The 19,964-nt window shown below is 58.5% G+C and carries 31 protein-coding genes; 4 read left to right on the forward strand and 27 right to left on the reverse strand.

The window, feature by feature from the left end; genetic code table 11:
• Nucleotides 1-20: 20 nt before the first annotated feature.
• A complete protein-coding gene (locus LB555_RS08520) occupies nucleotides 21-1,055 on the forward strand; it encodes a toll/interleukin-1 receptor domain-containing protein (RefSeq protein ID WP_224682634.1) in 1,035 nt (344 codons plus the stop codon).
• A gap of 81 nt (nucleotides 1,056-1,136) precedes the next feature.
• On the opposite strand, the gene LB555_RS08525 is transcribed toward LB555_RS08520, so the two are convergent.
• The 27 genes from LB555_RS08525 to LB555_RS08655 all read right to left on the reverse strand — a co-directional run bounded on the left by LB555_RS08525 (nucleotide 1,137) and on the right by LB555_RS08655 (nucleotide 18,725).
• On the reverse strand, nucleotides 1,137-1,367 hold the full coding sequence (locus tag LB555_RS08525; RefSeq protein ID WP_224682635.1) for a hypothetical protein: 231 nt from the start codon (nucleotides 1,365-1,367) through the stop codon (nucleotides 1,137-1,139).
• Nucleotides 1,368-1,583, reverse strand: a complete 216-nt coding sequence (locus tag LB555_RS08530; RefSeq protein ID WP_224682636.1) for a hypothetical protein — start codon at nucleotides 1,581-1,583, stop codon at nucleotides 1,368-1,370. It abuts the gene before it with no gap.
• Between the two features lie 46 nt (nucleotides 1,584-1,629).
• On the reverse strand, nucleotides 1,630-2,157 hold the full coding sequence (locus LB555_RS08535) for a glycoside hydrolase family 108 protein (protein WP_224682637.1): 528 nt from the start codon (nucleotides 2,155-2,157) through the stop codon (nucleotides 1,630-1,632).
• Complete coding sequence (locus LB555_RS08540; protein ID WP_224682638.1) at nucleotides 2,157-2,369, reverse strand: hypothetical protein; 213 nt, start codon at nucleotides 2,367-2,369, stop codon at nucleotides 2,157-2,159. Before LB555_RS08540 ends, LB555_RS08535 begins: the two co-directional genes overlap by 1 nt.
• Before the next feature lie 29 nt (nucleotides 2,370-2,398).
• Nucleotides 2,399-2,602: a hypothetical protein gene (locus tag LB555_RS08545; RefSeq protein ID WP_224682639.1), complete on the reverse strand. Its 204-nt coding sequence runs from the start codon at nucleotides 2,600-2,602 to the stop codon at nucleotides 2,399-2,401.
• A 1-nt stretch (nucleotide 2,603) separates the two neighbouring features.
• A complete protein-coding gene (locus LB555_RS08550) occupies nucleotides 2,604-3,413 on the reverse strand; it encodes a hypothetical protein (RefSeq protein WP_224682640.1) in 810 nt (269 codons plus the stop codon).
• Nucleotides 3,413-3,664, reverse strand: a complete 252-nt coding sequence (locus LB555_RS08555) for a hypothetical protein (RefSeq protein ID WP_224682641.1) — start codon at nucleotides 3,662-3,664, stop codon at nucleotides 3,413-3,415. Before LB555_RS08555 ends, LB555_RS08550 begins: the two co-directional genes overlap by 1 nt.
• 58 nt (nucleotides 3,665-3,722) lie before the next feature.
• Nucleotides 3,723-4,250: a hypothetical protein gene (locus tag LB555_RS08560; RefSeq protein WP_224682642.1), complete on the reverse strand. Its 528-nt coding sequence runs from the start codon at nucleotides 4,248-4,250 to the stop codon at nucleotides 3,723-3,725.
• 52 nt (nucleotides 4,251-4,302) lie between these two features.
• Nucleotides 4,303-6,045, reverse strand: coding sequence for a hypothetical protein (locus LB555_RS08565; protein WP_224682643.1), 1,743 nt, complete (start codon nucleotides 6,043-6,045; stop codon nucleotides 4,303-4,305).
• Entirely contained in the window at nucleotides 6,042-6,800 is a 759-nt protein-coding gene (locus LB555_RS08570) for a hypothetical protein (protein WP_224682644.1), read from the reverse strand. Before LB555_RS08570 ends, LB555_RS08565 begins: the two co-directional genes overlap by 4 nt.
• On the reverse strand, nucleotides 6,800-8,788 hold the full coding sequence (locus tag LB555_RS08575) for a tape measure protein (protein ID WP_224682645.1): 1,989 nt from the start codon (nucleotides 8,786-8,788) through the stop codon (nucleotides 6,800-6,802). The genes LB555_RS08570 and LB555_RS08575 overlap by 1 nt, the downstream gene beginning before the upstream one ends.
• Nucleotides 8,785-9,072 carry a phage tail assembly chaperone gene (locus LB555_RS08580; RefSeq protein WP_318013001.1) on the reverse strand — a complete coding sequence of 96 codons (288 nt, stop codon included), beginning with the start codon at nucleotides 9,070-9,072 and terminating at the stop codon, nucleotides 8,785-8,787. Before LB555_RS08580 ends, LB555_RS08575 begins: the two co-directional genes overlap by 4 nt.
• A complete protein-coding gene (locus LB555_RS08585) occupies nucleotides 9,009-9,356 on the reverse strand; it encodes a gene transfer agent family protein (protein WP_224682646.1) in 348 nt (115 codons plus the stop codon). The genes LB555_RS08580 and LB555_RS08585 overlap by 64 nt, the downstream gene beginning before the upstream one ends.
• Complete coding sequence (locus LB555_RS08590; RefSeq protein WP_224682647.1) at nucleotides 9,357-9,782, reverse strand: hypothetical protein; 426 nt, start codon at nucleotides 9,780-9,782, stop codon at nucleotides 9,357-9,359. It abuts the gene before it with no gap.
• A gap of 14 nt (nucleotides 9,783-9,796) precedes the next feature.
• On the reverse strand, nucleotides 9,797-10,204 hold the full coding sequence (locus tag LB555_RS08595) for a phage major tail protein, TP901-1 family (protein ID WP_224682648.1): 408 nt from the start codon (nucleotides 10,202-10,204) through the stop codon (nucleotides 9,797-9,799).
• A 56-nt stretch (nucleotides 10,205-10,260) separates the two neighbouring features.
• A complete protein-coding gene (locus tag LB555_RS08600) occupies nucleotides 10,261-10,665 on the reverse strand; it encodes a DUF3168 domain-containing protein (RefSeq protein ID WP_224682649.1) in 405 nt (134 codons plus the stop codon).
• Nucleotides 10,658-11,086, reverse strand: coding sequence for an HK97-gp10 family putative phage morphogenesis protein (locus tag LB555_RS08605; protein ID WP_224682650.1), 429 nt, complete (start codon nucleotides 11,084-11,086; stop codon nucleotides 10,658-10,660). The genes LB555_RS08600 and LB555_RS08605 overlap by 8 nt, the downstream gene beginning before the upstream one ends.
• Complete coding sequence (locus LB555_RS08610) at nucleotides 11,083-11,454, reverse strand: phage head closure protein (protein ID WP_224682651.1); 372 nt, start codon at nucleotides 11,452-11,454, stop codon at nucleotides 11,083-11,085. Before LB555_RS08610 ends, LB555_RS08605 begins: the two co-directional genes overlap by 4 nt.
• Nucleotides 11,454-12,080: a head-tail connector protein gene (locus tag LB555_RS08615; RefSeq protein ID WP_224682652.1), complete on the reverse strand. Its 627-nt coding sequence runs from the start codon at nucleotides 12,078-12,080 to the stop codon at nucleotides 11,454-11,456. The genes LB555_RS08610 and LB555_RS08615 overlap by 1 nt, the downstream gene beginning before the upstream one ends.
• 1 nt (nucleotide 12,081) lies before the next feature.
• Nucleotides 12,082-12,291, reverse strand: coding sequence for a hypothetical protein (locus tag LB555_RS08620; protein ID WP_224682653.1), 210 nt, complete (start codon nucleotides 12,289-12,291; stop codon nucleotides 12,082-12,084).
• 52 nt (nucleotides 12,292-12,343) lie between these two features.
• A complete protein-coding gene (locus LB555_RS08625; RefSeq protein WP_224682654.1) occupies nucleotides 12,344-12,745 on the reverse strand; it encodes a hypothetical protein in 402 nt (133 codons plus the stop codon).
• Between the two features lie 21 nt (nucleotides 12,746-12,766).
• A complete protein-coding gene (locus LB555_RS08630) occupies nucleotides 12,767-13,996 on the reverse strand; it encodes a phage major capsid protein (RefSeq protein WP_224682655.1) in 1,230 nt (409 codons plus the stop codon).
• A complete protein-coding gene (locus tag LB555_RS08635) occupies nucleotides 13,971-14,645 on the reverse strand; it encodes an HK97 family phage prohead protease (protein WP_224682656.1) in 675 nt (224 codons plus the stop codon). The genes LB555_RS08630 and LB555_RS08635 overlap by 26 nt, the downstream gene beginning before the upstream one ends.
• Before the next feature lie 39 nt (nucleotides 14,646-14,684).
• A complete protein-coding gene (locus LB555_RS08640; RefSeq protein ID WP_224682657.1) occupies nucleotides 14,685-15,410 on the reverse strand; it encodes a phage minor head protein in 726 nt (241 codons plus the stop codon).
• Nucleotides 15,411-15,465: 55 nt separating this feature from the next.
• A complete protein-coding gene (locus tag LB555_RS08645) occupies nucleotides 15,466-16,737 on the reverse strand; it encodes a phage portal protein (protein WP_224682658.1) in 1,272 nt (423 codons plus the stop codon).
• A 48-nt stretch (nucleotides 16,738-16,785) separates the two neighbouring features.
• Nucleotides 16,786-17,982 carry a terminase large subunit domain-containing protein gene (locus LB555_RS08650; protein ID WP_224682659.1) on the reverse strand — a complete coding sequence of 399 codons (1,197 nt, stop codon included), beginning with the start codon at nucleotides 17,980-17,982 and terminating at the stop codon, nucleotides 16,786-16,788.
• A gap of 257 nt (nucleotides 17,983-18,239) precedes the next feature.
• Nucleotides 18,240-18,725 carry a hypothetical protein gene (locus tag LB555_RS08655; protein ID WP_224682660.1) on the reverse strand — a complete coding sequence of 162 codons (486 nt, stop codon included), beginning with the start codon at nucleotides 18,723-18,725 and terminating at the stop codon, nucleotides 18,240-18,242.
• 103 nt (nucleotides 18,726-18,828) lie between these two features.
• Between LB555_RS08655 and LB555_RS29275 the strand changes: the two genes are divergently transcribed.
• The 3 genes from LB555_RS29275 (at nucleotide 18,829) to LB555_RS08665 (ending at nucleotide 19,910) form a co-directional block, all read left to right on the forward strand.
• Nucleotides 18,829-18,951, forward strand: a complete 123-nt coding sequence (locus LB555_RS29275; RefSeq protein WP_263488964.1) for a hypothetical protein — start codon at nucleotides 18,829-18,831, stop codon at nucleotides 18,949-18,951.
• 120 nt (nucleotides 18,952-19,071) lie between these two features.
• Nucleotides 19,072-19,533 (forward strand): hypothetical protein, encoded by a 462-nt coding sequence (locus LB555_RS08660; protein WP_224682661.1) that lies wholly within the window; start codon nucleotides 19,072-19,074, stop codon nucleotides 19,531-19,533.
• Complete coding sequence (locus LB555_RS08665; RefSeq protein ID WP_224682662.1) at nucleotides 19,530-19,910, forward strand: hypothetical protein; 381 nt, start codon at nucleotides 19,530-19,532, stop codon at nucleotides 19,908-19,910. Before LB555_RS08660 ends, LB555_RS08665 begins: the two co-directional genes overlap by 4 nt.
• Nucleotides 19,911-19,964: the final 54 nt, after the last annotated feature.

Here is a 19,964-nt window from a genome sequence, read left to right on the forward strand (position 1 = left end):
TCAACATGTGAGTTTTGAAAATGAACGCCGCCATAAATAAGGATGTTTTTCTTAGCCATTCGTCTGCTGACAATGACCTGGTCGAAGCGTTCGAGACACTGCTGACGCAAGCACTGGGAATTACATCAGCCCAGATCTTCTGTTCGAGCCTGGAGGGCCAGGGAGTTCCGAAAGGCGCTAATTTTGTGGATGGTATCAAGGCCAAGGTGCTGGCTGCGAAAGCTGTTGTAGCTTTGATATCTCCCGCCTATCTGGACAGTGCCTTCTGCATGGCAGAACTCGGTGCGGCTTGGGCTCTCAGCACCCAGAGATATCCCGTTGTGGTGCCGCCGAACGATTTTAGCGTCATGAATGCCACGTTGCTCGGTGTTGTTGGCGTAAGCCTCGACAACGAAAACGCCCTGTTGCAGATGCTGGAGGAACTATGCACGTCCCTAGGGGTGCCGCAGCCACCCGCGGTGATAAAGACGCGGGCATTGCGAACATTTCAGCGTTCTTGGGCGGATTTGAGCAAAAAGATCAAAGGCCCGGCTCGCATCGAGGCAGCGGTGCATGCAGATGCATTGAAAAGCGCAGCCGATGCGATCGAGGCCAGAGACGCGGCTGAGGAGCTGCTGGCAAAGGCTGAAGTCAGGATCAAGGCTCTTGAGAAACTCAAGGATGCCGATGAAGTCGCGAAGTTACGCGCCCAACTGGACGACTCGGGCTGGGAAGAACAATTCGATGAAGCGATAGGGAAGATCCGCAATCTCCGTCCCGACCTAGGCGGAAGGGAGATACAGCGACTGCTCATCCTGGACTATTTAGGGAAGCCCTCCTGGCCCGACATGCATAACTACAGCGACGAGGTAGCCCGCGCCGAAGAGCTGGATGTGTACGATCAAAGCAGCAAGGTGTGGAACCACGATAATCCCGACGTGAAAGAGCTGTTGAGACTGGTTGAACACATCCAGAGCATTTTTGCCGAAAACGATGCTGCCGGGAAGACGATGAAGGAACGCGGAGAAAAAAGCGATCCGGACAGCATCCGGTTCTGGGAAAGCCATCTTCGCTAGGGGCAGGCCGCATCCATCGCTACATCCAGCTTGAGCACACTACGCAGGGTGTCGAGGCTATCGGTTACACCAACCGATGGCCTATTTGCCCGATACGCGATACAGGCCGCGCTTCTTGAGCTGCTGCACGACATTATCGTCAGACAGATGGTCAACAATAGCAGCGGCGCGGGTGGCATCCTCAACACGCTTCAGGTCCTTTAAGGCCTGTTGCGACTGCTGCCATTCGCGGCCGGCCAGGAAGGCAGCCAGACCTGGCAGATAAGGCTCCAATGCCTTGAGCAGCGCGCCGATCAGCTTCTCCCAAAACAACTACTTGCCCGGAGCGATAAGTTTGGTGGCACGAATGCGGCCGTAAGCGGCAGTCGCATAACTGATGAGCTGTACAGCATCGAGCGTTCGCTGAACGATTTCGCCCTGCAAGTCGGCATCAATTGTATAGCCGAACTTCTGCAGGATGGTAGCGCTGAACCCGACCGCCAGAGACCATATCGTGGCGCTCTGGAGAATACCCTTATAACCTTCCATAGAGAGAGACTTTCCTTGTGGCCAAGATTACCACGCCGGAATCGCGTCAGGCTAGCGCAATCGCGTCTGCCGTCACAGTGGCAACCCGGTCAGCCCATCCCGCCGAGTTGGGCTTCCAGTTTTTAAGCTTCACCATGAATTTCACCCGGAGCTTGTTCATGGTGGCGATCGTGGCGGGGACATTGCACTTGGCAGCAGCGCCTTCCGTCATCCTGCCAAAAATGCCATCCGCGTGGAGGCCTAAAGCCTCTTGCAGCAGCTCGACAGCCCTTGCCGGGCCTGAGTTTATGGCGATGTCGAAAACCGCATAATCGAGGCCGGCAGGAAGCTGGTCGCAGCACGCCCGGTCCCAATATCCAATCTTCCATATCTTCCGGGCGTCTTCTTCAGAAAGTGTTTTGAGGAAGTCGACAGTTATGGCGTCGGCCGCCGTCAGACCCAAAGCTGACCGATTATTCCGCAGACTGGTCAGGGTGACACCACGCATGGTCGGCCCGCCGACCGGATCATTCCAATACAAACCCTCGGTAAGGCCGAGCTTTGAAGCAGCAAAGGGCCAGGTCGAGATAGCCATTACGAAAAGAGCATTGGGAGATATTGGACGATCGCCGCACCGACGCCGCCGCCGCAGAGCCCAGACAGAGCAATCCCGACCAGCAAGCCTTTCTCTTTGCCTTCGCGCACGTCGATGCGCTTGTGGGCACCAGCGGCCAAGTCCCTCGTGGCCGACAGGTCGACTTGAATAGCCCGAAGCGTCAGCTTCAGCTCGTTAATTGCATCCAGCATCATGCTCTCGACTGTCGGGCGACCACTCATCACTCGTCACTCACGGCAGGGATATCCACGGTGCGGGTCGGCATGGCGGCGAGGAAATCGTGGTGCATGGCGTGGTTAGGGTCGGTGAGAACCGCTTCCGGCAGGATAAACACGCCGTCCGGCAGTTCGCGCGGGTCCAGTGCCGCGCCGTTGCCGGTCGGGCCGCGCACATGGTCAGCTTGTTGGGCGGTGAGGATAATCATGTTACGCAGCCCCCACAGCGGTGAGGCCTGCCGAGAGGATGCCGTTGATGTCGGCAACGTTCTGCGGCGTCAAGGGAGCCCCGACGTGAAACGCAGAGTAACGCCGTGAGGTGTAGCCGCCAGCCACCCCGAGATTGTTATTGGCCCCAAGGAACAGCTCAACCGAGGGCAGGCCGGTTGAGGCTTGGTTGAACGTGGTGAGGGCCGCGCCGTTCTTATAGACGCTTTGGGCGCTTGAACCCGTGCGGTTGATTACTGTGTGGCCAAGTTCGTTGGCGACCGTTGTTGCGGTTTGAATGGTCAGCGTGTTCAGACGGTATGCGACATCCCCAGCGACGGTATTGTAGGAGCGCAGGTCAGTACGCGCTGTGGCGTCCTGCGCGCCAAAGTCGGTGCGCCCGGTTGCCGCGCCCTGAGCCGAGTTGCACCAAACACCGATGTGCCCTGCATTCTGTTTGAATTTAGCGAGGCTGTTGAGTAGCATGCTGGTTCGCAGGTAACTGGTGACGCCGTCCAGGTTATACCCGCGGTCGGTGACAAAGGTGGGGCTGTTCACCGGCACCAGCGTATAGTTCGCATCAATCAGGTTCAGGTTAGCCCCCTGGCTATCGACTGCCATACCTATCAATAAGAACGAGTCGAATAGGTCCCAAACGTTGGCGGCCTTCAGCGGCCTTACGATGGCGCTGTCGTAGAGAGCGGCGCGGGCCGGTGTGGGCGGCTCGGTCATTCTTGCGATATAGGCAGAGGTGGCAGGATCGTATCCATTGAGCGGTTGATCAGGATAGCAGGGGCTCACACCGACAAACATTAGAACTCGGCGACAATATCCGCCGCTGTGGTGCCGGACTTGATGAATTTGGAGACCGAGATTTGCTGGCGGGTGCCGCTCTGCACCTTATAGGTGACGGACACACCGGGGGCGCCAGCCAGCTCGACAATCAGCGTGCCGCCAGTACCGACAAACACAGCCCGCGTGGGCGAGTTTGCAGGCATGGTGTCGTCTGTGGAGGAGAGGTCTACGGCCCGCGCCCGCGTGATGGATTGCTGACGGTTAAACATGGACAGGTACTTTCGTTAATCCATTAAACCCCTACTCGGTCTTCGAAGGCAAATACTTTTATAGTCCGCACAGCCCGACCGCCCAAACCTCGCCCGTAACGGTATAGATTATAGCACTGCCGATGCTCGGCGCGGTGGCGCGGGCCTCAATATAGTCGGTCGTGCCGTTTAGGTCGGTTATCGTGGTAATGCCGGCAGTGCTAGCCACCGAAATCAGCAAAACGCCATTCTTCCAGATTTCGACGTTTGTTAGGTTTCCATTTGACGCAACGATCTTGGCCCCTATCAGGTAGACACCTGCCACATTAGGGGTGTAACGAAACGTAGTCCCGTTGAAGTTTGATGACGGGTCATACACACTCGCGTTGGCTTGTAGAACGGTCGCGCTAGGGCCGGTGATCGATTGGCTAGACGAGCGAAAAGCCTTAAACCGCCGAATGTCGACGGCCTTCATGGCTATGTCCGGCGCTGTTGCGTCGCCTTCTCCGATCGCCAAAGGGTTGTCCCGGAAAGCCCGAGCTATGGATTGCGTAAGCGGTTTATCCTGCGCGAGGGTGGTATCCGACAAGGTGGTAAAGGTCGTCACGGGTGGGCTTTCTTATTCTGAAAGCGTACCTCAATAACTTGGTGTGCGGCAATCACGTTATGCGGGGGCCGATGGCGAAGTCGCTCATCAGGCCAACGTCATTGCTGAAGTACATGTAGGTTCGGCGCTGTTCATCGGTGGCGAGCGTCCAGTCGGGCGTGCTGTCCGGCGCAATGAGAGCCGCGCTGCCTGCCGTGCTGGCGGCCTGAACGGCGGTGTATTCGTATTGGCTGCCAATCACCATTTCCCGGCTTTCGGTCACAAGGCAGCGGATTAATCGCGGCAGGCCGTCAACGCCTTGGATAAGGCGGGAGGAGATGTCTACTAGGTCGCCGGTCTTCAACGTTGCGTCCTTGGCATCGAGCTGGAATGACACCTGAACAGGGGTTTCCTTGTAGCGGTTCAGCACCCGCAGGGCGATTTCGTCGATGACCTGAAGGGAATCGACCCAGCGGTTGAGGATGGTGATGGCGTTGGAGGTGCCATAGGCATTCACGCCTTCGCCGGTCGTGTCCACCTGAATCGAGACGGATTTGAAGTTTTCCGGCTTCAGCTCCACGATGGCGCCGGTGGGGGCGAAGTACATCAGCACCTGGCTCGCCCGATCCTTCGTCATGTCCTTGACTGTGATGGAGCCGGCCAGAAAGTGTTCCAATTCATTCAGAACAGGCGGTGGCGACGACGGCAATGGCGGCACGAGAGCCTTGAACTTGATCTCAGCGTCGATGTCGTCCCACCAGAGGTAGGTTGCCGTGCTTTGCTGGATCTCCTGAAGGAGGTCTTTGACCCCGGTCGGCTCACTTAGCAGCACGGTGGACGTGATGGTGCCAAGCCAGGTGTCGTACTCGGTCGTCCAATCAGTTAGCGGGATATAGGCGCTGGCAATGCCAGTGTAGTTGGCCAGCAGATCGTTCAGAATGAAGGGAATGGTGGCGTCGGTATAACGGATGCAGAGCTGGACCGTGGTGCTGGCGTCGTGGGTGTCGGCAGTGGTGCCGTCGCTCCCACGCGTGAGGCCGCTCAGCACGTCGCCGGTGTTACCGGTGTAGGTGATAACCTCATCATCAATGCGGATGGTCCCGGAGGCCGGGTAGGAGGCGCCAATGCCTGCCGGTATCAGGGTTAGGCTGGTGGCGATCGCCGTGATGTCGGCGGAAAGGCTTCCCTTGCTTAAGGCCGGCGCTTGAGCCTTTTCGGCATCGGCGAACCGGAGGGCATCCTTGCCTGCGATACGCACTCGCCCGCTGGCGTCCGGTCCTTCCATGTGGTCGATGAAATAGGTGCGGGTACGGGAGTAGATGGTGCGGTCGTCGTCAATGTAGCCTTCTTTGACGCGCATCACTCGGTTTTCAAGGTAGGGGTTCCGGCCACGGAGCTTGCCGAAGAAGGTGCCTTGCTGTTGCGGGTCATAGGCGCGGTCGTCTGTGTAGGGGTCGACGCCGCGGTCATGGTGCGGGAAGTCCTGAAGCTCTACCGTCACCGAGGCGCTGACAGAGAAGCCCTTGGGGTCGATTTGCACGGGGGCGATGTCGACCGAGGTGATGCAGGGGTAAACCGTCTCCCCGATGGGCAAGAACGACGATTGTGAGGTGAATTTGTAGGTTTTGACCGCCTTCACATAATTGGCGGTGTCTTGGCAGGTGCTGAAGGTGTTGAAGCACTTCTGCGTGCCGGTGAGGCCAACCGACGCCGTGCACGGCGCAAACCCGTAGATGTTGGCGCAGGTGTCCAGGTCCAGCTCGACCACCGTGACCGGCCGGCGCCCGACCTTTACGCTGAGGTCATTGTAACTCACTCGACCATCCCCAGGATCGGGACGCTGGCGCCCATATGGCCGAAATGGGTTTGGCTGGGCGGCGGTATGGCCGCATCCGAGTAGGCGAACACGCAATCCTGCGGATAGCCCGTGATGTTCGGCACAAAAAAGAACGGCTTTTGCTCGGCGTGCCGGACGAAGTTCAGCCAGTTGGCGCGCATCCAAACGTCAGAGGCATATTGCACCACAAGGGTGCTGCTGACACCTCTGGAGATTATGCTGCGGCCGAGGAAGGCGCCTCCATCCGACTGGCTGTTGATGAGCTGGGTGTTGCGGCCGAACTTCGGTGGCGTCCATCCAAGATACATGCCGTATTCGAGGGCCAGCTGGGCGCCGAAGGCAATGACGGCGATGCTGAAAACGCTGGTGCAGGTGATGACGACCCGCCACTTGGTAGAGGTTTGACTGGCGAAGCTGATGAACTGCGGCGTGTTGTCGGTCGGCGTGAGGGCGGCGAAGCAGTCCTGGTAGGCCGCACCGTCCCAATACTGGAGCTTGATGGTGCCGCCGTGGGCATAGAGATCTTGCCCGTAGAAGGCGAAATAGTCGGCGGAATCCGCGCCTGTAAGCGTGAGGTCGATGTTGATGGTGCCGGAGGTGGCGGGCTTGAAGAAGTCCGAGGTCAACCAGTCAAAGGCATTCTCGACCGGGAAATCGGCATTCTCGCTGGACGCGACAACAGTGCCGTTCTCCAGCAGGTTTTCAAATCCGAGGCGGGCGGCTGAGGTGACCATCAGGACGACACCACCACGTTGAGCTTCGAGCCGTCGCTAAGGGCGTCGTTGATGCCTTGCAGGAGCTTGCGGATTTGGTTCTTCGAGTAGAGCACGGCGTCGTCGCCGTTGAGGGCGATGAACACGCTTTTATTCGGCGCTACCGCGGCGGGAGTGGCGGTGGTGGCATCGGCCGAGCTTGAGAAACCGCCAGATGAGCCAGAGCTTGACGACGAGATGCCACCACCTCCGCCCATCGTAGCGAGCTGGGCAATGCCGGTGGCGGCGATCGCAGCGACGTTGGCATAGCCAAGGGTGGTGACGTAGGCCGAGGTGGCGCCGGTGGGGTCGTATTTCAGAGCAGCGGCAGCCGCTACATGGGTTTCCATGATGGCTTGAGCGATCGCTCGGGCCTTGTCGAACACCAGCATAGCCATTGCGATGGCTTTGTTCTTGCCGGCGAACACCTGGAGGAGGCCCATGATGTTGTCGAGAGCCTTTTCCCGCATGCCCACCTCCAGATCCGTCGCCTGCTGGCGGATGTCGGTCAGCTTCTGCTGATAGGCTAGTTCATTGTTCAGACTGTCTTCGCGGTACTTCTCTTCCGAGATGGCCTTTGCCGCCAAGGCGTCATCGAGAATCTTTTGCTGCTTTTCAGCTTCGAGGGCGGCAGCCTTGCTTGGGTCCATCTCGCGCGCGTTTGAGAGGCCTACATTGGCTACCTTGGCTTGCATCTGCTCCTTGAGGTCTTGCGCCTTCTTCGCGGCCCGCTCACGCGCCTTCTTCTGGGCGTCAGTCTCTTCGGGTGGCGCGTTTTTGCCGAGGCTATAGTCGCCGCTGACTGTGCCCTCGCCACCGGTGAACGCGCCTTCGTTGGAAAGCCCGCCGGTGTCACCCATTGCGAGTGGCTTAAATTTTATTCCGCCTTGAGCCGTAATCTTGTCGATGAGCCGTTGGGAGTCCTCGCCGAGACCGCTCTGTTCCTGCCTTTTCACCAGCGCCACTTCTTCAGAGAACCGCTTGCCGAGCATGCTGGCAGCCATGTCGGCACCATCATCAATCGCGTTGTTCGCCTTACCGACAGCTGAAGCCACGAGCAGAGCGGCATTGGCCGCTTGACCCATCAATTCCGCGAAGCCCTTCAGGCCGTTGACCATATCCGGGTCATTCAGGGACGCAGTGAGGTTTTTGACGGCTGTCGTGAAGGCGTCGAGGATTCCGGCATCGGCCAACTTGGTTTGAAGGTCAAAGAGTGAGTTGCCGAGCCGGTTGACGGCGGCTTGTGCGCTATCGGCCGCTTGGACGGCAACACCGCCGAATTGCCGGTGCAGCTCTTCACCGAGCTTGGGCAGTGCGTCACTGGACAGCAGGTTCCCCGCCGCCATCATCTGATTAAGCTTGGCAACGCTGACGTTCATGGCCTTTGCCATGATTTCGAAGGCACCGGGGATGGCTTGAGACAGCTGGAGCTTCAACTCCTGCATCTGGACGGTGCCTTTGCTGGCCATCTGTTCCAGGGCAAGGAAAGCGGAGGATGCCTGTTCTGGCGACAGATGCAGTGCGGTGGCAGCCTCAGCAACCGAGCTGAAAACGTCCTTGGTCTGCTGCAGGGTCATTCCCGAACGGAGGGCGGAGGCAGCGAACGAAGCAAAATCGCCTGCCGTCTTCTGGAACGACAGACCGAGACGTTCCGATTCTTCACGAACGAACGCGAGGCCGTCAGCAGCTACCTTGGCGTCGCCGGTGGCAGCAATGAACCGGTTTTGCAGCGCCTGCATCTGCATGCCGGCATTTATGATGCCGCGCCCGATGTCGAACGCTTTCCATACCGTGAAATACTTTAATGCTTCCGAGCGCGCCCGGGCGAATGCCTGGTCAACGGTGGATAGGCTCCGGTTGGAGCTCTGGCTGAATCGTTGAACATCGCCAGCAGCTGATTGTAGGGCTGCCGTTAAGCCTTTTACGTCAGCCCGAAGCTCGACAACCAGTGAATCGAGGGTTTGGCTCACGCATTGGGCAATCTCTTGGTTTTCTCGGCGGCGTTGACCTCATCCTTAAGATCGAGGAAATCTTCCCGTGTCATGGCTGGTTTAAGGTCAATCCCTTGGGAGATTAAGTGCCCCTTCATAGCGGCAGTATATTCGTAAAACCCGGCGCCCCAAAACATATTCGGAGTCCACTTTAAAACACCGAGCGCGGACGACATAATTTCCGCCCACGGTAGCTCTGTTATTGGGCCGGAGTCGGCTCCGGCTTTCCCACGCTCACACCATTCAGGGCGGAGCTGAGAAATTCAATCACCGGGATGCTGACCTTGCTGTAACCGGCTTCCATCACGGCATCGCCCACCTGTTCGAGCGTCAAACGCTTGTCGTCAGCACCGCGCAGACCGTGATAGATGACCGTGGCAGCGTCGGTGATGGAGAGGTCGCCGTTGGCGCCGACCTGGCTGATTAGCGCGATAAGGCTTTTACCAACAGCCGCCTCAATAGCCCGGATTGCGGTGAAGGTGGCGCGCATGGTGCGCTCGGCGCCCCCGAGGGTGATGGCAACTTCGTTGCGGAGTACGTCGGCCATCTACTGGGCCTGACTTACTGCCGACACGCTCACACCGGCTACCGTCGGCGTGATGGTCACGTTCACGGTTCCCTGCGACGTATTCCAACGCGCCTGCGGGAAAGGCCCTGCAAGCACGACGCTATTGGCCGGAATGGCCAGCGGGATGTCAGACAGCGCCGTGGTGCCGTAGCCATTCTGTGAAATCGACTGCGCCTGCGTCTTCAGCGTAGCGCTGACCGCACTGGCGCCGGTTTTGATGACCAGCATGGTGTAACCGTCATTGCTGAACGAGGTGGTTGGCGAGGCATTCTGCATCGTGGTGGTCAGGTTCAGCGCGTTAAACGAGCTGGCTGCCGTCGTGCTGATGTTGGCAACTTGAGCTGATACCCAAGAAGCTGCACTGAGTAGGCCGACTGTTGCGATGATGAGGGGGAGTTTATTCACGACAGTGCTTTCGATTAGCTGATGGTCACCGCGCCCGCAGATTCGAGCGTGAGGTTGTAGGTCACGGCGTCCTTGTAGGAACCGGCCTCTTCAAACGAAGCCGCCATGAAGGAACCCTGATAGGTGCGGGAAACCGTGCCGGGGATGACGAACTGGTAATTGCGGTGCGCGTTCACGCTGGCATCGGTGCGAATGAGTGCGGCGGCGGCGTCTTCCACGTAGATGCCCTGAAGCTTGATGCTCACAGAGTTGACGCCAGCATTTTCCAGAAGTTTGCGAATGCCGCTATCATCAGCGTTTGTCACGTCGACGGCTTCGTTATTGATGGTGATGGTGGGCTCGCGTGCACCGCCAATGGCAACATAGGTGGAACCGGTAGTATTAATCTTTACGAGTACGTTGCGACCTTTTTGTGGGGCCATGAACTGAGACTTTCTTTATTCCATTAGTAAAACCCGAATATCGACACTCGGCAACATTAAACCACGATGACTTCCAGCTCGCCGACCGACTGCCACGTTTTACCGTCGTCTTCGATAAAGGCGTCGCTCAGGCCGGAATACTCGCACTTCACCAGCGTGCCGGCGTCGAGCGAGATGGAAGCTTCGTTGCGGTCGAGAGCCGTCATGGCAGCCGCCCGGATAAGCAGCGCCTCAGAAATGGTAGACTTCCGGCTATGGGCTTGCAGGCGGACGGTATGGGATTGGCCGCTGAAATCGTTCGCGGCAAAAGGTTCGCTTTGGACGGAGACGACAAGGTAAGGGAAGGTCGCGTCCTGCGGAACGTCGGAATAAATGCGCGTGCCTACTAGCGTCACGACGGGAGCGCTCGCCTTCAGCGCGGCGATGATGCCTTTGATAACGGGAACTGCGGTATCAGCCACGCTTCAAGGCCTCGTTGACCGCGTTTCGGATACGAAGAGTGATGGCATCTCGGTTGGCCCGCAGCGTCGGCCGCAGCCAAGGACGTGCCTGCATACGGCTGGTGCCGAATTCGAGGTATCGGCCGTATGCCAGTTTGGTGCCGAAGAAGGCGGAGAGCTTGTCGGCCGCGACCCGGAAGAACAGCGAGGCCACCAACTGGCCCGTGTCCGTTTTTGGGAACTCGCCGGGCGCAGAGGCTTGATGGCTTATTGACCGGCGACGATAGACCCGCCCGCTACGTGCACCACCTTGGATCTTCTGCTTGGCGTAGGCGTCGAGCATGACCACGGAGCCTGCAAGCGCCGTGCCGATACCAGAGCGCGCCTGAAGGGGCAGGCGGTTGAGCTGCTTGATGAGCTTGTCGGCGCCGCGCACGGTCATGACGGCTCGCCTTCCACGCAGAACAGTTGCTGGAATTCGGTGCCTTCGGTCTTCATGTCGTCCGACAGGTTGCGGACGGCTTTGATGTTGTAGACGCGGGTGCCGTACACGACGCGGAGTGTGGCGGCTGTGGTGGTGTCGGAGAGGGCGCCCTGGTAGCGAACGGTAATGCGGGCGTCCACCCGGCTTTGCAGCTGGGCGCTCACGTAGATTTCGCGGCCTGCCATGGGTTCTATCTCGGCCCACAGCGCAAGCAGCTCAGACCACGTCTCAGAACGCCCACCGACAGCGTCATCCACGGTTGCAGCAGATTGCACGGAGATCCGCTTATTAGCGGAAGAGGGGAAGTCGGCCCCGCACTTGCACATCAGACGGCACCGAATGCCTCAGGCAGCCGGAAGCCGTCGTAAAGGGTTTTGGCGCCTTCGGGGATGTCCCCGCACACCTTGGCTGAATAGCTGGCAGCAACGTGCTGGAGAATGCCTTGCCGGATAGGCTCGGGGACCGAAGCGGCGGCGAGGCCGTACCCGGCGACGAAGGTAATCTTGATACCCGCGTACTCGCGCAGGCTGGACGGCCAGCTATAGCCGTCATTCAGGAGAATGCGGGCGGCGCTTGTGTCGAGCGTGTAGGTCTCCGCCAGCACGGTGGTTTCAGCGTTGGCGCAGTCTGTGGTTTTGATGGTGGTAATAGATTGGATGGGCTCACGAGACAGGCGAATGGCCCGCCCACGGTGGTGCAGGATGGCAGCCAACGGGTTGTGATGGTGGCCATGGTGGTAATCATGGTCCTCGCTAAAGCGATCCATGACGAGCTGCCAGGTCTGGGTGATGAAGGCCCGCTTGGTGTATTCCTCCGCCGCGCGCCGGGCCGAGGCGATGAGGATGGCAAGCACGGCATCATCAGCCGAGGAATCGATGCGGAGATATGTCTTCACGTCAGCCAGCAACACCGGCTCAGTGCCCGGTGCTGTGACTAGCGTGTAAGCCTTCAAGCTAGGACGCCTTGTTAGCGGGCGCCTTGCCGATCGCCTTGTTAGCGGGCGCGGCGGCTACGGCCTTTTCGTCTGCCAATTCGGCGGCCTTGTCGTCGATGAAGGATTTGCCAAGGCCTTCGGAGACCTCACAGATCTCGCCAGCATCGTAATGTTTGGTGGTGTGGCCGTCGTTCGAGCCGAGGCTGTTGCGAAGCATCTTGATTTTCATCGCAATTTCTTTCGATTGTTAAAGCATGGGGCGGCGAACCGCCCCATCAGGTCTAGGCGGCTGGGCCAATCTCGGGACGGCCGAGGATTGCGGTAACGCCGACCGTCGCACCGGACGTGACGCTGGTGCTGACAACGCTGGCACGCACGTAGCGTTTGTTGCCGACGTAGCCGAGCTTCTTCATTGTCTGTGCGGCGCTAACGGCAGTACCGGCAGCAGTGCCAACCAAGTCATCAGCTGCCGGGGTGACGCCATCTGACAGGCCAGAGTCGTCGCCATGAGTGACGGCGAGGGTGAAGGTGCCGTCAGTGCGGGCGCCCACGTTCAAGACGAACGTGAGGCCGCCATATCCTTGAGTGTCGAGGATAACGCCGTTGGTGGTGGTGCTGGACGAGATGGCTGCCGTGTTAAGGGCCACCTTCGGCGTCAAGCTGTTTGCGGTATCGAACTGCATGTTCGGGACTTTCGATTGTTACTAGGAGACAGACATCCGGAGGAGCTTGATGGCGTCATAGTTGGTGACGGCACCGCCTACGCGCTTCTCGGCATAGAACTTGGTCATGCCCGGCGCGGTGTAGGGGTCCTTCAGGACGGAAATCGCCTGACGGTCCACGACGGTGTAGGCGCGGGAGAAATCCCCGTAGGCCACCGCAAGGGCGTTGGACGCGATCACCGGCATGTCGGATGCCAAGTAGACCGGTTTCTCCAGCAGGGACAGCGATGTGCCCAGCACGGTGCCGGTAGGACCGCTCTGGGGCTGGAGGTTGAAGAAGCGGAACACGTTGGTGCCGGACAGCTTCAGGTACTCGATGAAGGTTGCGCGGTTCATCATCATGGATGCGTTCGCCTGGTAGTCTTCCTTGAGCGAACCCATCAGCTGAATCAGGCCAACTTCGGCCGGCGCGGTGGTGCTCCCGTTGGCGATCTGCTCAATCGCGCCCCGCTGGTAAGCGCCGGGAGTGGTCCAGTTACCGTAAGTGAGAAGGCCGCGGGGCTTGCTCACGCCGTCGCCGGTCAGGAAAGCGGTGTTCTCGAGGCGGGAGAACCGGTCGCCGATCTTGCCGGTGAGCCAGGCCTCAACGTCGAACTCGGCGTCGGCCAGCATTTCATTGCTGGTTTTGGGATAGGCGTAGAGCTTCTTGGCGACGATTTCGAGCTTGCCGAGCTGCGGGGTGTTGGTCTCGGAAGGCGTGTCGTTTTCGCCTGCCCAGCCCGCGCTAGCCTCATCGTCATCCAAGATGACTTCGACACTCTTGTGGCTGGTCTTGATGACGCTTGCCACCTTGCGCATCGGCGAGGTCTCGAACACGCGACCGTTCACGATACCGAGCATTTGCGGGGTGACGAGGTAGCCGCCGTTGGCGAGGTTGTCGGTGGACAGGGCCTTCACCTGGTCGACGGTCAGCTTGTTGGCGTCACCACCAGCGCGAAGGAACGCGACAAACGCTTCCTTCTTCTCGCGGGAGACGGCATCCTCAGCTTTTTCGCCGGTGCCGGTGCCAACGCGCTCGACTGCGGCTTGCAAAGCAGCCTGCTTGCTTTGCAGATCTTCAAGCTTGGCACCGATGTCGGTGGAGATTTTATCAATCTGGCCCTTAATCAGGCCGTCGGTGTCTTTTTGGGACTTTTCTTGGGCGGCTTGCAGGGCGGTAAGGCCAACTTGCAAATCACCGCCGAGCTTAGTCAGCTCTTGGAGTTGATCCATGAGGGAGGAACTTTCGTAATTGGTCTTGGGCGCCTTTCAGCGCCAACAGAGCCAATGCCGCGTCTCCACCCTCTCGGTGTGCTTGCAATGCATTGAAGCCTTTAGAGGCAATAAGCTTTGCCTCTTGCTGGCTGTATTTGCCTGCCTCACGCAGGAAATCTTCAAAATCCCGAATGGTATCGGGCGCGGATTTTACCGCTGAAATGGTCGCCGCCTCGTTGGCGGGGAAGGTCACGATTGACACCTCGTACAGGCGCACTTCCTTGATGTGCGTAATACGTGTGTCGGCGTTGGTTTCCTCACGGACGGTGCGGAATCCGATGGAAAGACCGCTCAACGCACCTTGCTTGAGCAGGGAATAAGCCTCACGGGCCGCCTGCACTTCGAGATTGAGTTTGCCGCGCACAAAGAGGCCGCGTTCATCCTCCCGAGCTTCGAGGTAGACGCCGCCCACCATCCAGGTTGAGTGTTGAAGCAGGAGCTTCGGCAGGCCGTTCTTCTTCAGGCTGTCAACGAACGCACCTTTATCGACGACCTCATTGTAGCTATCGACCACACCAAACACAGAGCCATAACCTTCAAACTCGCCGCTAGCATCGTCACCGACTGCTTTAAACTCTGCGCTAAACTCAAGGTGCTTTTTATTCATGGTTATATTTAGCTCACAACATTAAACATCACGCAATAACTATTCCTGCTCCTTAAAGGTGAGGACGCAACGGCAGTTAATACAGTTGTCGGCACCGCCGCGCGGGTCGCCCGGCCGCTTCATGCGGACACCGCCGACGAGAAAATCTTCATCCAGCCCGATAGGCGGATGGTCGGCCATTGCCGCATGATTTATGCGCGTGCGCTCATCCATCACCGGCAGCCACGACTTGAGCAGCCTGAGGCTGTCATCGCGGCCGAGCTTCGCTGCACCTTCCTCGCTGGCGAACATCATGGCCGCGTGGACTTCGGTGCGAGCGATCGTGCTGGCACGCCATGCCGACATCGCCTGCACCTTCAGCAGGCTGGTGGCGACCTCGACCGGGTTGAACTCGACATCAGGGGCAAGCGCCTGGTCGACAATGCGCTGCATGTCCTGCCGGGTGGTGGCGGCGGTCTCGCGGGCGCGCTGTGCGCCGTTCTCCTGTATCCAGAGCCGGACGAGGTAAAACCACAGCTTGTCCCAATCCTCCTTCCTCCCGAGGCGGTCATGCACTGACTTGATGCCGCCCAGCGCCTCCTTCAGGCCGAGACGTATGGCGATGCCGTCGTACCGGGCGGCAATGTCCATCATGTTCGCCGTGTGCAGATCGGCGCCGGTCTGCGAGAGCTGGCGGAGCAGGGGGAAGTTGGCGGCGGCTTCCTGAATGTAGCGGTTCTTTTCGGCTTCGACCTCTTTGGCGAAAGGGACCTCCACCACGCGCATCAGCGCATCCCACCGGGCCAGCGGGTCTTTCGTTTTGGCCCGCCAGAGGATCACCCTATGCAGCAGCCTTGAGGTGAGGGGCGAGCGCGTCGGCAATCTCAGCCGCGGTGTAGCCGCTGGCCTTCATCGCCTTCACCAGCTCGGTATTGGGCTGGGTCTCGATCGCATCGAGCGGCTTCATGGTGCCGGCGATGAGGAGTTGGTCAGCGCCGTCGAGTTCGGCATAGCCCATCTCGGCGCGGGCTTCGTTCGGCGTCAGCAGGCTACCTGCCACCGCGTCTTTCATGCGCTTGAACAGGCGTTCGCGCTTCGGTTCGAGCGCAGGCACGCTTTCCGAGTTATAGGCCAGGTATGTGCGGGTGTTCTTCTCGGCGGCGCCGTAGAGCGGCATGACGAATTGGCCGAGCTTCTTGATGACGACGTTGAGCAGCGGCAGCACGGTTTCCGTCCACAGGCGCTCCTGTGCCGAATCCATGTTGGAGAAGGTGGCGGCATCCATCGTCAGCAGCGGCAGGGGAACGCCGTAGACGAGACCGGTGTTTTTGGCTGCCTCGCCCATGTTCTTCTGGAAATCCATGTCCTTGGGATTGTGGGACAGGGGTGTGAACTTGGCGCCGCCGGTGAGGAGGGGAATGTTGCCGGCATTTACTGCCCCTTGCCAGGCCTTTTTGAAATACTCGCGAAGCTGCGACAGCGTGGTCTCAGAGGGAGCGTTGGTGAATTCCACCACGCCGGATGGCCGGGCGCCATTCACCAGCAGGGCCGAGTTCCACGCACTGCCCTGGTTGTGAATGTCGACGGCGCGGGCGGCTGGAGAGAGAGGCGACAGGCCGCGCCACGGGTCGAGAGGGTTGAACGTCTTGATGTGGAGGATCTGGCTGGTGCCGTCGAACTGGTTTACCGGGAACGTCTTCTTGTCGGGGCCGGAGCCGAAGACATACTGCTCAGGGATGCCGCCCTTGCCGGGCTTCACTTCCATGGCATCAGGATTGAGAATGTGCAGCTCGACCGGCTTGCCAGTCTCAGGCAGCCGCAGGATGAATACCTCGCCCGCCACCCGGTGCCACGCCACCAGCTCCAGGGCGAAGTCTTCCCACGTCTGCATCTTGTTGGGCTGGGCCATCAGGCTGAGGATGGGCGCCGCTGTATCAACCTTCTTTTGCCCTTTGGCGTCGAAGCTATGCAGCTCCAGCTTTACCGAGGCGGCAGCGCTGGCAATGATGTTGGCACAGGCGAATACGACGGGGTTTTGCGAATATCCTTCCTTGGCATAGGCCTTGATGTTCTGCGGAAGGCTGTCGGTGCCGTTGATGAAAAATGTGGTCATGCCGGGCGCCGGCAGCGCCTTCTTAGAAAACCAGTTTAAAACTCGCACTTACAGGACAATCAGTTGTGGTTCTGGCGGTCGGCTATTCCGGGCATGAACCGCCAGCGCCAAAGCCATCACACAGTCATCGTGCTGGCCTTCAGGTGCGGAATACCGTACTCCCGTCCGTGTGTATTCGTATTCGAAGCTTTCCAGCTCGGATACAATTACCCCATCAGGATAGTGCACTTCGCCCCGTTGGATGGCAACCGCTAAACCTTCCATCAACATTTGCTTGGATTGCGCGGTGAACTTTAAGCCAATGAAGTTATCCCCGACCTTATTCAGCATTTCAACAATAGGGTCGCCAACGCCAGTGCTGTCCAATACCGTATGCGTGTGGCCGCAAATGAGCTTGATGTGGTCGATGGTATCGGTCCAAGGCTTCTGAAAGCGGGTGTGCAGGCATGTGGCGCCGCTGGCATCCAGCCCATGCAGCACCGTCCAGTCGACGGACTTGGCCAGGTCGCCACCGAAGACGATTGGTGCGTGGTTTGAAAGCGGTGCGATGTTCTGCCGGATGAATTGCAGCCCGAACGGGTTACCGCCGTCGTCGGAAGGCTCGCACAGGTACAGCTCCCGGAATACCGCGTCCGGCAAGGCGCGCCGGGCGTCGTCCAGCTCCTCCTGAGGGAACACACCGGCCGCGACGGCGTCAGTAGCAATAATCTTGTGGTAGCTGTGCCCCTGCTCCCCGCCTTCAGCCTTGCGGCAACCGAGGTAAAACCAGTTTTTACGGCCTTTGACGTTCCCGATGATGCGGACGTGCCCACGGGTGGCGGTGAGTGTCGAGCGGATGGCGTAGAAGGCTTCCACGCGCATACGGCTGGCTTCGTCCAGCACTGCCGCCCACACGTCTTCCCCATAGAGGTTGTCGGTCTTCTCGCCCGACTTAAACGAGATGATGGCACCGTTGGGGATGATGGTGATGGTTTGTTCGGTATCGTTGCAGCGGATAAGCTCATGCGGAAGGCCACGCTTCATCCGGCCATAGGCGATCTTGGCTTGCGCGAAGACTGGCGCTACCCACCAGAATTGCCGTCCCGGCTTGCCGAGGAATAGAGCCTGCTCAAATAGCCAGGCCATGCAGGAGACGGTCTTGCCGCTCTTGGTGCTGCCCTCAATCCACGAGTAGCGGCTATCGTTGAAGAAGGCGGCTGTTTGCTTGGCGTAGAGCTTAGGCCGCTGGTAGACGTGTTCGCTCACTCATGGCGGCTAACGCTTGGGCAACTCGATTACGATTTGCGGGTACTTCTCGTGCATATCCGCGATCTGGCGGTACGGAATATCGAGCCACAGCATCAACCCGTCGAATATCTGGCCTTTCCGCCACCCGTCGACCATAAAGGGAAGTTCACGAACCAAGCCCGCTTGAAGTGCCATGCGAAGACGATGGACTTGGCCTCTACCTAGCACGCCCAATATCCCATCTGAAGTTCTGACATAACCTCGCATCGGCGTTCTTAGCTGTTGTCGATTTTGAGCGTGAAGACGGGCGGGGCGTCCTTGTTGGCCGAGTGCTCGACCTCCTGCTTATCGCGCCATAGGTCGGGGCGGCGGTTCTTCAGGAAGAAGATAAGCGCCTGAGTGTCGGGCGGAGCGGTCATCTCCAATGTGATGACCTCGACCCGCTCTTCCTCAGACATCTTTTTGAAGGTCTTAGGGTCGTATTTTACCGACTTGAGCTTGACCTCCTTCTGCTGGGAATAATGAGCACCTAGGGCTCGGTCTATAAGCTTTTCGGCCACTTCTCGGTCGGCGATAGCCTTCCCGCCCTTTATGGACTTAAGAAATTCGGGTTGAGCCTTCTTCCAAGCGTTAATCGTCACCTCGCTCACATCGAAGAATTCGGCAAGATCGGCGTCGATTGCACCGAGTCGGCAGAGCTTCGCGGCCTGCTCGCTGTATTCAGGTTTAAACTCAGTCGGACGGCCTACGCTCTTCTTCACCCCTACACCCTACGGCATAAGCAGCCACCCGCCAACAATTACGTTTGACACCAATAAGGAATAGCGAGACGCTAAAGCACTTAATCAATCGAAAGTGAAAATCATGGCTTTTCTATTAATCTTCGGTGCTGTCGTCTTCGGCGTTGCCAACATGGGCTTCAACCAGGCCAAGGCTAACCCGGATGCCCCGCACTTCCTGGATTCCAAGTCCAACGCCCATCAGTAACCGTTGCTTCAACAAAAAAGCCCCACGTGGGGCTTTTTCTTTCGCGAACCGCACTCATTGACCGGCGATCTGTTTCGCGGCTAATAGCACGGACGGCGACAACGCCCGTGGGTACACGTCATGGCTGAGCCTCATACAGAACCTGAACCCGAAGCCGCCGAGGGTGCGGCTCCGGTGGTCCTAACTAAAGGATCACGAAGGTCGTTCAGTAATGTTCGACGAGACCTAACAGAGGAAGACCTAAAATCGCCAGCTGTGCAGAAAATGCTGCTCGATGACACGGATCGGTTGGCCGAGGAATTGAAAGAGGCAAAGGACTTTCAGGAGAAATTTCGTAAAGAGGCGAACAATTTTCAGGAAATGTTCCATCAAGCCGACAAGCAGCAGGCGATTCTCACCGAAAAATTGAAGCCGCATTCCGGATTTGAGGTGATGGCAGGTGGCTGTTTGGCTGTGGGAGGTGCGGCGTTGGGCTATGCACCGAGCATTTGGTCAGCCCAGCAGAACACCTCCATATTACTGTTAATCTTCGGCGCTATCGTCCTATTGGCTGGGTTGGCTGCGAAGGCATTACGACTATGAATCTGGAACTCCGTTCAATCATAGAACCTGGCAATATCAGGCTTGAGCGGCTCACGTTGAGAGTAAAATCTGCTCTCGACATAGGAGATTTTCTGGTCGCGCAAGTGGGCTGGGTCGGTAGCGAGCCGAGTATCCAAATTTATCACACCTTTTGGTTTCCTTATGACCAGATCACGGCGGGCGACTTGGTGATAATATATACTCGCGAAGGAACTCCTTCCAAGAAAGCGCTGAAGGCCGGAAATACGGCACACTTCTTTTACTGGGGGTTAGACAACCCGATCTGGGCGAATGATTTTAGAGGCGCCGCAGTTATGCATGTTCCGGAGTGGAAGGCGCGAATTGCCACGGAACTTTATCGGCCAAGCAGCCCGTAATAGATTCGCCGAATCAGACTCGTTTTGCTAGGCCTCTGCAAAGACTTGCAGGAG

It is taken from the genome of Mesorhizobium sp. BR-1-1-10, from assembly GCF_020165595.1.
GTDB lineage: Bacteria > Pseudomonadota > Alphaproteobacteria > Rhizobiales > Rhizobiaceae > Mesorhizobium > Mesorhizobium australicum.